This is a genomic window from Adlercreutzia wanghongyangiae (assembly GCF_035989245.1).
Lineage (GTDB): Bacteria > Actinomycetota > Coriobacteriia > Coriobacteriales > Eggerthellaceae > Adlercreutzia > Adlercreutzia wanghongyangiae.
This window is the reverse complement of sequence record NZ_JAYMFF010000019.1, coordinates 20,193-32,458: the sequence shown is the minus strand read 5'-3', so window position 1 is coordinate 32,458 and position 12,266 is coordinate 20,193. Positions and strand designations below refer to the sequence as shown.

Annotated in this window: 9 protein-coding genes; 1 reads left to right on the top strand and 8 read right to left on the bottom strand. The window is 64.4% G+C overall.

The genetic code is table 11. From position 1 onward, the window contains the following. Window positions 1-83 precede the first annotated feature (83 nt). Window positions 84-1,466, top strand: coding sequence for a sodium-dependent transporter (locus VIN30_RS09560; RefSeq protein ID WP_338211147.1), 1,383 nt, complete (start codon window positions 84-86; stop codon window positions 1,464-1,466). Window positions 1,467-1,695: 229 nt separating this feature from the next. Here the strand turns inward: VIN30_RS09560 and fdhD are convergent, their stop codons facing one another. The 8 genes from fdhD to VIN30_RS09520 form a co-directional block, all read right to left on the bottom strand. After that, window positions 1,696-2,487 (bottom strand): formate dehydrogenase accessory sulfurtransferase FdhD, encoded by a 792-nt coding sequence (gene fdhD, locus VIN30_RS09555; RefSeq protein WP_326424162.1) that lies wholly within the window; start codon window positions 2,485-2,487, stop codon window positions 1,696-1,698. Window positions 2,488-2,713: 226 nt separating this feature from the next. Beyond that, window positions 2,714-3,322 (bottom strand): 4Fe-4S dicluster domain-containing protein, encoded by a 609-nt coding sequence (locus tag VIN30_RS09550; protein WP_338211146.1) that lies wholly within the window; start codon window positions 3,320-3,322, stop codon window positions 2,714-2,716. Window positions 3,323-3,335: 13 nt separating this feature from the next. Further along, on the bottom strand, window positions 3,336-6,083 hold the full coding sequence (locus tag VIN30_RS09545) for a molybdopterin-dependent oxidoreductase (protein ID WP_326424160.1): 2,748 nt from the start codon (window positions 6,081-6,083) through the stop codon (window positions 3,336-3,338). 327 nt (window positions 6,084-6,410) lie between these two features. Continuing rightward, complete coding sequence (locus tag VIN30_RS09540; protein WP_420915327.1) at window positions 6,411-7,343, bottom strand: slipin family protein; 933 nt, start codon at window positions 7,341-7,343, stop codon at window positions 6,411-6,413. A gap of 25 nt (window positions 7,344-7,368) precedes the next feature. Beyond that, a complete protein-coding gene (locus VIN30_RS09535) occupies window positions 7,369-7,803 on the bottom strand; it encodes a GntR family transcriptional regulator (RefSeq protein WP_326424158.1) in 435 nt (144 codons plus the stop codon). 99 nt (window positions 7,804-7,902) lie between these two features. Continuing rightward, window positions 7,903-8,853 (bottom strand): NrfD/PsrC family molybdoenzyme membrane anchor subunit, encoded by a 951-nt coding sequence (nrfD, locus tag VIN30_RS09530; protein ID WP_338211140.1) that lies wholly within the window; start codon window positions 8,851-8,853, stop codon window positions 7,903-7,905. Then, window positions 8,847-10,847: a ribonuclease R gene (gene rnr, locus VIN30_RS09525; RefSeq protein ID WP_338211139.1), complete on the bottom strand. Its 2,001-nt coding sequence runs from the start codon at window positions 10,845-10,847 to the stop codon at window positions 8,847-8,849. The genes nrfD and rnr overlap by 7 nt, the downstream gene beginning before the upstream one ends. Before the next feature lie 37 nt (window positions 10,848-10,884). Continuing rightward, window positions 10,885-12,198 carry a S41 family peptidase gene (locus tag VIN30_RS09520; RefSeq protein ID WP_338211136.1) on the bottom strand — a complete coding sequence of 438 codons (1,314 nt, stop codon included), beginning with the start codon at window positions 12,196-12,198 and terminating at the stop codon, window positions 10,885-10,887. Window positions 12,199-12,266: the final 68 nt, after the last annotated feature.

Genomic DNA, 12,266 nt, shown 5'->3' with positions numbered 1-12,266 from the left:
GAGGCCTTTTCTTCTGGTAGCATGTCAGGGTTACCGTCTGATCTGGGATGGGCACGCGCCATCCCGTTGCCCAAGGAGACCCTATGGAACGCGAGCGATTCGGCAGCCGCCTCGGCTTCATTCTCATCTCGGCCGGCTGCGCCATCGGCCTGGGAAACGTATGGCGCTTCCCCTACATCACCGGCGAGTACGGCGGCGCGGCGTTCCTCATCCTGTATTTGGTTTTCCTGCTGGTGCTGGGGCTGCCCATCCTGGTCATGGAGTTCGCCGTGGGCCGCGGCTCGCAGCGCTCCATCGCCCGGGCCTTCAATGTGCTGGAGCCTGCGGGCACCCACTGGCACAAGTACAAGTGGGTCGGCGGCGCGGGCTGCTATCTGCTCATGATGTTCTACACCACCGTGGCCGGCTGGATGCTCGCCTACGTGCCGAAGATGGCCTCGGGGCAGCTGGCCGGAGCCGACGCCGCTACCACCCAAGCCGTCTTCGACGCCATGCTGGCAAACCCCGTGGAGGTGGTGTTCTGGATGGTGCTCACCTGCGCCATCGCCATCCTCATCTGCTCCATGGGCGTGCAGAAGGGCGTCGAGCGCGTCACGAAGGTGATGATGCTGGCGCTTCTGGCCATCCTGGGCGTGCTCGTAGTGCGCGCGCTCACCCTGCCGGGCGCCGGCGAGGGCGTCGCGTTCTATCTGCTGCCCGATTTCTCGAAGATCTTCGCCACGCCCGACACCTTCTTCGAGGCGGCCTACGCGGCCATGGGCCAGGCGTTCTTCACCCTGTCCATCGGCATGGGGTCGATGACCATCTTCGGCAGCTACATCGACAAGCACCGCTCGCTCATGGGCGAGGCGGCCACCATCGGCGCGTTGGACACCGGCGTGGCCCTGGCCACGGGCCTCATCATCTTCCCCGCCTGCTTCGCCTTCGGCGTGGCCCCCGACGCGGGCCCGGGCCTCGTGTTCATCACGCTGCCGAGCGTGTTCGAGCAGATGTGGCTTGGGGCTGTGTGGGGCACGCTGTTCTTCGTGTTCATGAGCTTCGCGGCGCTCTCCACGGTCATCGCCGTGTTCGAGGGCATCCTGCGCTTCTCCATGGATCAGTGGGGTTGGTCGCGCAAGCGGGCCACCATCGTGAACCTCATCGCCATCCCGCTGCTGTCGCTTCCCTGCGCCTTGGGCTTCAACGTGCTGGCCGACGTGGTCATGCCCGGCGTGGGCGACATCCAGACCGTGGAGGACTTCCTGGTGTCCAGCAACATCATGCCCTTGGGATCGCTCGTGTTCGTGCTGTTCTGCGTGAGCCGCCATGGCTGGGGTTGGAAGAACTTCCTCGCCGAGGCCAACGAGGGCGCGGGTCTGAAGTTCCCCACGTGGCTGCACGGGTGGATGCGCTTCGGCGTGCCGGTGCTGGTGGTTATCATCCTCATCATGGGCTGGGTGCCCATCGTGAGCACTTGGATGGCGTAGCGAGGGCGCTCCCCGACCTGCGGGGCCGGGGGCTTTCCGCAGCCGACTTCGCGCCTGTTTCGCGGCATGCGCGGGGAAACAGAGGGGATGACGCACGCATGCCGGTACTATCCCCGCATTGTTGATGCTGAAGTGGAATCTGTTTCCAAGATGCCGCGCATGCCGCGAGGCGCTTCTGACGTCTGCGGAAAGCCCCCGGCCCCGCAGGTCGCCACCGTCTGAACGAACGTTAGCGGATACGGGCGGTATGGGTGTAGACGTTGAACTTGCCGTTTTTCGCGAACCCGATGAGCGTGACACCGTGCTCGCACGCCAGCTGGATGGAAAGGTTCGTAGGGGCGCCCGGCGATATGACCACGGGAAAGCCGATGCGAATGGCCCGCGCGATGATCTCCCGCGGCACGCGACCCGAGAACAGCAGTATCTTGTCCGATGCGTCGGCCTCGTTCTCCACGCACCAGCCGGCCAGCTTATCCAAGGCGTTGTGCCGCCCGATGTCCTCGAACCACGCCACCAGCTCGCCGTCGCGATCCACCATCACGGCGCTGTGCACGCCGCCGGTGCGATGGAACAGCTCCGAGCCGCCTTCCAGGTACTCGATGCGCTCCGAAACCTCCTGGGCCGTCAGCATCGGCTCGATCGGCCGGTCGCGCGACGCCTCGGGGCACAGCACGCGATCGACCACCGAGCCGGCGGCACCGGCATCAGCCGCCGTTTCCGCAACCACCGTGCCCGCTTCCTCATCGACCTCCAGCTTCAATATCTGGCCGAAACGGTCAATGCGGCCCGAGGTGTACAGGCTGCCTATCACCAGCTCGCGCACGTCCCACGGCGAGCAGGTCATGTCGCGATAGGGAGCCCCGTTCAGCGTCGCGGCGTACACCACTTCCTCGATCACGGAGTCGAGCCTGATGGAGCTTGAATCCCTATCGAAGCGGCAAATGAGCCCATGAGTAAACGAAGCCTGCCCGCGACTGTCCTGCTGCGTCGCCAGATCTTCCGTACGCACCTGGTTCTGCATGGCCTTCTCCTTCCAAGGGGCATCCTCGTTTCCCTTTTACACTGCCCGGTCGATACGCGCGATACGGTCATCCCGATCGATAAGCGCCCGTGGCCACCCATTGTAACAGGTTGCGCGAAGGGCCCTCGCACTCGCACTCGCCCTCGCCCCACCACATCGAATGCCTCAAGCAAAAAAGCGGCGCCCCGGGAGGGAGGGCGCCGCTTCAGAAAGGGCCGATCAGGTCTTAGGCATTCACTCTCTTCGGAAGATACCAAACCGAAGGATTGGTTCCCTCCTCGGGAAGCAGCTGGAAGCCCTCGGCCGCCTCGGCCTGAGCTCGCAGCTCATCCAAATCACCGAACACGCGGGCGCCTCCAGGGCAAGCCGCCACGCAGGCCTGCACAGCACCGTCGCCCGCGTCAACGCGCTCGACGCAGAAGGTGCACTTGTCCATGGTGCCCGCCGGCATGGACGGATACATCACCTCTTCGTACTCGTTCAGCGTTTCGCCGAAATAACCGTTCTCGTCCTCGCTGTAGTACCGAGCGCCGTAAGGGCACGCCCCCATGCACGACTTGCAGCCAATGCACTCGTCTTTGTCGATAACCACAATGCCGTCGTCGCGCTTCGATGAAGCGCCCGTCGGGCATACCTCGACGCAGGGGGCCACTTCGCAGTGCATGCACAGCATGGGATACGCCGTCATGCGCACATCGGGATAAGAGCCTTCGCATTCGCGCTCCACGTGGGAGCGGCGCACGCCGGGGCGCGTGCCGTGGGCCTCCTTGCAGGCCACGCTGCAGGCATGGCAGCCGATGCACTTCTTCAAGTCAATGAGCATTCCGTAGGTCATGGCTCATCCCCTCCTAGGAAATCTTCTCGATCTTAACGCGAACAGTTTGGTCGAGTGCCGAGCAAATGTAGTCGAAGCGCTTGGGATCGTGTCCCGGAACGAGATGGGTGACCGGGGTTCCCTTGCCCTTGCTGTTCGGAATGAATTCCGAGTGGGACCCCCACGATCCGCAGATGACGGCCATGCACTCGGGGTGCACCTTCTCGGAAGTCATCACGAAGCCCTCCACGAAGGAGTCGTGCTGGCTTGAGATCCGCACCTTATCGCCATCGGCGAGCCCCTTCTCCTGAGCCGTGGCGGCGTTCATCTCCACCGCGTAGGCGTAGGGATTCGCATCGTTGATCTCGTTGACGTAGGCATTAGCCAAACCCCAAGAGTCAACATTGATGGCGTCGGTGTAGTAGACGGGGAACAGCGTGTACTCGGGATCGGTTATCTCCCATTCCGTGCACGGCTTCCAATCCGGGAACGGCTGGTAGTCGTCAGTCTCCCAGTAAATGCCGAGTTCCTCGACGGTCTTCTCCACCTTTTCTTTCGCCTCGAACATGAAGTCCCAGTACAGCGGCACTTTGCCCGGAGCGTCGTTGGCCCACAGGTACACCTCGTCCACATCGCGCGGATGCGTGTAAACTCCGTGCTCCTTCAGCCACTCGAAGTCATGCTCCTCGTCGATGAGGCTCTTGGCGACCGAGTTCGCGAAACCCTCGAAATCGAAAGGCTGGTCCATGGGGATGGAGTACTCGTCCTTGACGCGGTACACCGAGTTCATAAGGCCGATGTAGTTGGCCGACATTCCCCGGCGCTCGGCCAAATCGCCCATCATCTCGAAGATGGACTTCTGGCCGTCCTTCGGCTCGACGACCGGCTGCATGATGGTGTAGGCCCACGGCACGTCCAAACCGCAAATCACACGATGGTTGAAGAACATATGCGGAAGAGGGTCAATGCGCTCGAGATAGTTCGCCTCGGGCAGGAACACGTCGAAGAAGTAGGACGATTCGTTGAGGAACAGATCGATGCCCACGATGAAGTCGAGCTTCTTCAGTATCTCTATCTGCTCGTCGTGATTGCCCCACCACTTGATGGGGTTGCAGCCGTAAACCAGCGCGGCCTTGATGGGCTGAGTGTTGTACAGGCTCGGATCGTACTGGGCCACATTGAAGAAGTGCGCATCCTCGCCAAGCGGCTGCAGCGCGAGCATGCTCATGTCAGCGGGCCGGTACTCCTCGACCGGCTTGCGCACGCGCTCATAGTAGGAGCCGGGATACGCCAGGAGCAGCGAGACGTCGTTGATGAAGCCGTCTTCCTCCCAGATGGACGGACGCCACTGCACGACATTGGCCGGATCGTCGGTGATGCCGTTGCAGGCGGGGTCGAATCCGATGAGGCCGCCCACGGAGTTCGCCGCACCCACGATGACGTTCAACATCATGACGGCCCAGCAGGCATGGTAGGCGTGCTTGTGGCGCGTCAAGCCAGAGAACAGGTCGACGCAGACGGGACGATAGGGCATGGTCACCCCGCCCACCTCGATGGTCTCGCCGATGCAGGCCGCCTCGCCGAATTCCTTGGCGATCTGGCGGATGGTGTCGGCGGGAATCGTGGTGATATCCTCCTGATACTCGGGAGTATATCGGGATATATGAGCCTTGAGCAGGGTAAATGCCGTGGTGCAGGCAACTCCGTCAACCGTGAAGGTGCCCTCCAGCACCGGCTCAGCGCACTCGTCATAGGGCTTGGCTACGTTATCGGCGCCATCCATGTAAAGCGCCTTGTTGGTATCGGGGTGGCGCAAGATGCGCTGGGTCTCGTCGCTGACGAGCGCAGGACCGTTCGTGCGGTTTGTCAGGTACTCGGCGTCGAAAATCCCCAGTTCGTTCACGAGAACATTCGCGATGGCGAGCGCAGCGGCCGCGTCGGTGCTGGGACGAATGGGCACCCACAAATCGGCAGCCTCGGCACCGGCTGACATATGCGGGTCGAAGTTGACCAGGCGCATACCCTCGGCCCGACGACGGGAGAACAGCTCGGCGGTCATGTTATAGCCATGACGCGTGGCCGTACCGGCGTTGGTTCCGAACTGGATGAGGTAATTGCAGTAATCGTAGTCGGGCTTCGCGTTGCCCGCACCAGTGTAGATGTAGCTGAGCTGGTGAACGCCCGTACCGCAGATGTCGGCCACGGCGTTGGCCGGCTCGTAGGCGCCGTAGAGCGCCCCGAGAGCCATGCCCTTTACCAGACTGCCCGTCTGACTCGCCACCATCGACAGGCTCCCCAGCGCACCGGGATACTCTGCGACCGCCTTCGAGAAAGCCTCGTCAACCAACTCATAGGCCTCGTCCCAGCTGATCTCCACCCAGCCCGGGTCGATGTCGATGCCCTTTTCGGGATTCGTGCGCTTCATGGGCTTGGTGATGCGGTTCGGATCGTACTGCTGCATGATGCCCGCAGCGCCCTTGCCGCAGATGTGACCGTTGCCGATGGGGCTGTCGGGATTGCCCGTCAGCTCCACGACCACGCCATCGATCACATGGGCCTTGATAGAGCAGTTGTTGAAGCACATGTTGCAGGAAGTGGGAATCCACTCCCCTTCGTTCGGGTCGTAGGCCATCTTCTCCGGCGAGGTGTTCGCCAGCGACTGCTCCCCTTCTCCGCCCGCCTGGCTGGCGCATCCCGCCAGGCCCAGCCCGGCGGCAGCTGCAGCTGCGCCCGCTCCTGCCACGAACCCTCGACGGCTGACCTTCAGTCCGCTCTCGCTCATGGGTTACCCCCTTCTCTGCAGTTGTGCCCCCGCCCCTTGCAGGGGCCTCCTCGGCATCCCAAAATGCCTACTGTCAGAGTACACTACTCTACTATGACAATCAAGCACTGCGATTATCCTATCTGCCGAATAACGGAAAGGGTCGTCGATAGGAAACGATTTTGCGATCAGGGGAAATGCCGACTCAACCTTTAAACGGCACGACTATTGCCCGCAGATTTTGAGAAATTCGAAGCGATCGAAGCTGCAGTACAGGTACGACAACGCCTCGGAAAACCACCTTGGAATGTCGCATTGCAATCGCTTGCCCCGTCGCGCCGCCCTCCCCTATTTCAGAAAGCTGTCGATGTTGTTGAATGCCTCGCCGAAGGCCGAGGGCGCGATCACCAGACCGCCCTTCTCCTTCACCGACTCGTAGATGAGGTTCATGGTGCGCAGCTGCAGCGCCTTGTCGTTGCGCTCGTAGACAGCCGCCGCTTCGACGAACATCTCGGAAATGTCCTTCTCCACCTCGGCCAGCAGCAGGCGGGAATTGCGTTCGCGCTCGGCCTGGGCCTCCTTCGACAGGGCATCCTGCAAATCCGACGGCACGGCGATGTCGCGAATCTCCACCGACACCACGGTAATGCCCCACGTGCGCGTCTTCTCCTCCAGGATGTCCTTCACCTCGTTGTCCAGCTGCTCGCGGCGCGTGGCCACTTCGGCCAGATTGATACGGCCGACGGCATCGCGCAGGGCGGTTTGGGCCGCCCACCATACCGCCGAGGAGTAATCCTCCACTTCAACGCAGGCATCTTTGGGATCCCACACCATCCAGAACAGCACCGCGTCAATGCCGAGCGGCACCAGGTCGGCCGTCAGCGCCTCTTCGGCCGAGAACGGCGTGGTGATCATCCGCTGGTCCACGCGGGCGGCTACCGACTCGACAATGGGAATCACCATGTAGACGCCGGGGCCGCCGATACGGCTGAACCGCCCCAGGCGCAGAATGACAACGCGCTCCCATTGGGGCGCGATGCGTATCGCGCTGGCCACCACGAGCCCTACGGCCACACCGCCGATAAGTGCCACCGGCTCCGACACCGCCCACAGGCCCAAGGCGAACAGGCCGCCCACCACCAGGAACAATGCCACGGCAAAAACATACACGCTGTTGCGCGAGGTCTTCTTCGCCGTCGGCGCCGCCATCGATCCGGCCAGGGCCGTGGCACGGGCGGGCCCCTGGGTCGCCTCCCGCGTCTGCTTCGCCTTGCTTCTCACCCTCATCCCCCTTGCGTTTTTGCACCTACACGGTACCGCCGAGCAAAATCAACTGCTCAGACACCAGATCGTGGATATCCTCAGCTGACATGCCCTTGGTTAAGGCCTGTTGCACGAAGTCGATGGCGAGCGCCTCCACGTCGCCGTCCACCGCCGAGAGCTTCACACCCTTCAGATCGGATACATAGGTGCCGCGCCCGCGCTGGGTGTAAATGTAGCCGTCGCGCTCAAGATCCTGGTACACCTTGTTCACCGTGTTGTAGTTCACGCCCAGCTGAACCGACAGCTCGCGCACCGAGGGCAGCCGCTCGCCGCGCTCGAACTTGCCAGCGGAAATCAGATACACCAGGCGCTTGCGAATCTGAATCCAAATGGGAACGACGCTCTTCTCGTTTATGCGAAACGCGCTGATCGGCTCGGTCTCGACCGCCGGCGCGACCGTCTCTTCTCTCACTACCATAAGGGGGCCATCCTTCTCTTAGCAATGGTGTCATAGTATCACAGAGAACGCGGACATCAAAGCAGTGTCCCGCACGTCGGCAACGCGCCGAAAACAGCCCTAGTTCCAGAATCCCAAAGCGCTCATGAAAGCCAAGTTGAACCGCTCCGTGGCCATCAGCAGCGCCATACGCAGACACAAGCCACCGACCAGTGTGCAGGCAGCTCCCAAGGCCACGGCAACGGGTGCCGGCAAGCGACGGCACACCACGTCCACCGAGAAGGGCACCACCAAGCCCACGAACACCACGCCGACCCAGAACAGGCAGAACAGCTTGCCGCCCGCAAGCAGCTGCACCGCTGCAGACGACGGCGCGCCGGATGCGTACGAGCTCACCAGAAACACCCCCAGTGCCACCGCCTCCACAGCAATGAGCACGGCGTCGAGAGCCAGCAGCGAATCTACGGCCGCCGGCATGTCGGGCGCCTCCTGGCGAAAAAACGCCGCCACCATGAGCGCGGCCAAGCCGCAGGCCAGGGCCGACGCCACGAACAGCACGGGAATCCAGAAGGTGTGCAGGAACGGAAGCGAGGGGTACATCGACAGAAACACGCCGGCATACACCACCACGAACAGCGCCAATCCCGTGGCCACCAAGCTGCAGGCGAGCTCGCCCACGCGCAGCACCACCCGGCCTGAGCCGCGCTCATGATCGAGGCCGTCCTCGTCGTCGCCCGCGAGGGCCCCCAGCACCAGAGCCGCCCCCGCACTCGCGCAGAAGGCCGCGATGCTCCAGGCGCCCATGGAAAGCAGACTGGGGGTGGACACGAGGAACAAGCGGAAGGCCCGTTCGGGCACGCCCAAGTCCAGCACGAGGAACAGGGCGCTTACCGCCACCAGCAGCGGTCCCAGCACAAGGCCCGCGTCAGTCACCACGCTGACGCGGGCAAACCAGCCCCGCGCGCAGGTCGGGCGGAAGCGCAGCACGATATCCACTGCCGAGCCGATCAAGAAGGCCCCGGCGCCGGCACCGGCGAAGAACAGGTAGAGAGCGATATAGGCGCTTACCACGACGGGCTCCCCGCGAGGGAGAACTCCAAGGTGGAAGAAGCGGGATCGGCCGTTTTCAGCGTTACCGCCACCCGCTGCCCCAAGCGGTAGACCCGTCCCGTCTCCTCGCCGCGCAGGGTGTAGCGCACCGGATCGAAGGCGAAATACTCATCTCCCAAGGCGCCCACGGGAAGCAGCCCCTCGGCTGTGCAGTCCAAGCGCACGTACAGGCCGAACGAGGCCACCCCCGACACCACGGCCGAGAACCGCTGGCCCACGTAATCCTGCAAGTACTCGATCATCTTCAGCTGCTGGGAGGCGCGGGCAGCGTCATCGGCCACCCGTTCCATATCCGAGGCGTGCTCAGCGATCCAAGGCAGCGCCGCCACCTCCTGGTCGAACTTCTCGGGGCGCCGCGTGAGGGCCGCCCGCAGCATGCGATGCACCACCAGGTCGGGATAGCGGCGGATAGGACTCGTGAAATGGCAATAGGCCTCGCTCGCCAGCCCGTAGTGTCCCAGGTTCTCGGGCCGGTACACCGCCCGCTTCATGGCCCGCAGCAGCAGCGACGACACCATCTCCCCCTCGCTGCGCCCCTCCGTGGCCGCCAAGATCTCCTGAATCACCGTGGCATCGCCCGCCACCAGGCGCGCCTCCATGCCCGCCGCGAACCAGGGGTACTCGCGGAACAGGGGCACGAGCGACCCCAGGGCGTCGGATGCCGGCGCCTCGTGCACACGATACAGGCATGGGAAGCGACGCGCCTCCAGGAAGGCGGCCACGGTCTCGTTCGCCAAGATCATGGCCTGCTCCACCAGGCGCGTGGCCGGCGTGGCGCGGCGCACCGCGATGTCCACGGGGCGCCCCTGCGCGTCCAGCACCACCTTCGCCTCGGTGGTGGCGAAATCGATGGCCCCGGCGCGTGTACGGGCCTCCTCGCGCAGCTTCCCCAGCCGCGCGCATTCCACCAAGCGCCACGCCAGCTGGCCGCCGGCGGCGATGGCCTCCTTGTAGTCGATAAGAATGTCGTCCACCTGCTGGTAGGTCAACCGCGCCTTCGAACGGATAAGCGCCGGATACAGCTGAGAGCGCACCAGCTCGCCGGCATCGTTCAGATACAAGTCGGCCGTCATCGTACGTCGGTCGCAGTCGGGCATCAGCGAGCACAGATCGTCGCTTAAGGCCGCGGGCAGCATGGGGATCACCCGATCGGCCAGATACACGCTGGTGGCCCGGCGCCGTGCGTCCAAATCCACCGACGAGTTCCATGGCACGTAGTGGGACACATCGGCGATATGCACGCCCAAGCGCCACAGATTCTCGTCCTCGCAGAAGTCCAGCGAGAGCGCGTCGTCGAAATCGCGCGCGTCGGCCGGGTCGATGGTGAACGTGAAGCGCTCGCGCAGATCGCGATAGCCGGCCGCCAGCGCGCCCTCCGCATCCAGCTGGGCGGCCGCGGCGTCGGCCAGCGCGCCTTCCGAGAACACCGTCTCCAGCTTGTAGCGGCCCACGATCACATCGATGCCAGCAGCGGGCGCGTCGGCCACCTCGGCCAGCACCTCCTCCACCGCACCGCAGGCAGCGCTCTTGCGCGTGGGATACTGGGTCAGCCGCACCCGCACCAGGGCCCCGTCGGGCACTTCGGGCGCTTCGGCGCGCATGGTGAACACATCGTAGGGAATGCGGGGGTCGGCGGGCACCACCACCCCGAAGGGCTCGGCCACCTCGTAGCGGCCCACCACGGTATCGTGCGCGCGATCGATCACGCGCACCACCCGGGCCGCCGCCGCACCCTCGCCCTCGGCATGCGGGCGCCCCTTCGAGGCCCCCTTGCGCTGCAGGGGCACCACTTCCACCAAGTCGCCGTCGAAGGCCCCGGCCGTGGCCGTCGCGGGGATGAAGTACTCCCCCTCGGCCGTCTGCACGAAGCCGAAGCCGCCGGGGCGCGCCACCAGCACGCCGCGCGGGTTCGCCTTCGGCTTGCGCCGCACGTTTCGCTTGTTGCCCTTGCCCATAATCGCTCCCCTTCTTCCACCCTCGCGCGTGGCGGCATCAAGCCGCCGGCGCCAGCGCCCGCACCGTGTCGATGGCCAGATTCAGCTGCGGGTCGCTCGTGGGGTCGTCGCCGGCCGCCACGCCCACCTGGGGCACCACGCCCACGCCGTCGATGGGCTGGCCCAGCGGCGACAGGTAGTAGGCCGCCGTGTAGCGCACCGCCCCTCCGAAATCCAGCTCGCGCACCACCTGCACCGAGCCCTTCCCCAGCGTGGTCTCGCCCACCACCTCGGCGCGCTGGTTGTCCTGCAACGCCGCCGTCAGCACCTCGGCAGCGGCGGCCGTGTACTTGTTCACCAGCACCACCATGGGCGCCTCGGTAATGGCCTTCTGACCCGAGGCGTTCTTCGTGGTGGGACTGCCCTCGTTAGTCTGGATCTCCACCACCACGCCGCTCTCGATGAACAGGCTGGCGATGTCGACGGCCTGGGTCAGGTAACCGCCAGGGTTATCGCGCAAGTCCAGCACGAAGGCCACCGCCCCCTGGGCCGTCAGCGATTCCACCGCCTGGCGCACCAGCTCGGCGGCGTTGTTGGAAATCTGACGCACCTTGATCACGCCCACGGTGCCGGCAAGCTGGGTGGACAGGTTCGCCTCCTCGTACACCTTGCACACGAGCGAGGTGGTAAACTGCTCGCCAGTCTGGGCGTCCACGCTGAAGGGGCGCATCCAGGTAACCGACACCGTCGCGCCCTCGTCCTTCGCCAGGGCGTTCACCACCTCGGTCATCGACCATGCGGTGGTGTCCTCGCCGTCGATGGCGTCCACGAAATCGCCCTGCTGCACGCCTTTGGCCTCGGCCTCCGACCCCTCGAACACATCGGCCACGTAGGCACGCCCGTTGTAGTCGGCGAACACCACGCCGATGCCCGCGTAGCTGCGGTCGGAGGTTTCCTTGATGTAATTGTTATACAGGTCGGGATTGTAGTAGGTGGCATAGGGGTCGCCCGTGGCCTTCATCACGTCGTCCAGCGTGGAATAGGTGGCCTTGGTGATGTCCACGTGGTCCATGCTGTAGGTGGTCAGGATGCGCTCCACATCGGCCACGCGGGCCGCCACCGAGTCGTCGGTGCTGTTCTGGGCCGCGTTCTGGGAAAGCGCCTGCTCCTCGGCATCGGTCAGGGGAATGCCCCAGCTGGCTACCAGCTCGGTCTGGCTGCGCAGCACGAACCCGCCGCAGAACGCCACCGCCACCAGGATGATCACCGCGAACACGCGGAACAGCAGGTGGTTGGTCGCCTGCTCGGCGCGGCGGCCGGCCCGGGTATGGGGGTTGGGGGCGATATGCCTCCCGTTGTTGTCTTGCGCCACATTCCCTCCTTGATACGCTAAAGCGCGATCCCCGGGGCGCTGGGCCGCGGAGATCGCGCTCGGTGGTT

Coding starts and splice junctions, on each gene's coding strand:
- VIN30_RS09560 (WP_338211147.1), top strand. CDS start 84: ATGGAACGCGAGCGATTCGGCAGCCGCCTCGGCTTCATTCTCATCTCG.
- fdhD (WP_326424162.1), bottom strand. CDS start 2,487: ATGCAGAACCAGGTGCGTACGGAAGATCTGGCGACGCAGCAGGACAGT.
- VIN30_RS09550 (WP_338211146.1), bottom strand. CDS start 3,322: ATGACCTACGGAATGCTCATTGACTTGAAGAAGTGCATCGGCTGCCAT.
- VIN30_RS09545 (WP_326424160.1), bottom strand. CDS start 6,083: ATGAGCGAGAGCGGACTGAAGGTCAGCCGTCGAGGGTTCGTGGCAGGA.
- VIN30_RS09535 (WP_326424158.1), bottom strand. CDS start 7,803: ATGGTAGTGAGAGAAGAGACGGTCGCGCCGGCGGTCGAGACCGAGCCG.
- rnr (WP_338211139.1), bottom strand. CDS start 10,847: ATGGGCAAGGGCAACAAGCGAAACGTGCGGCGCAAGCCGAAGGCGAAC.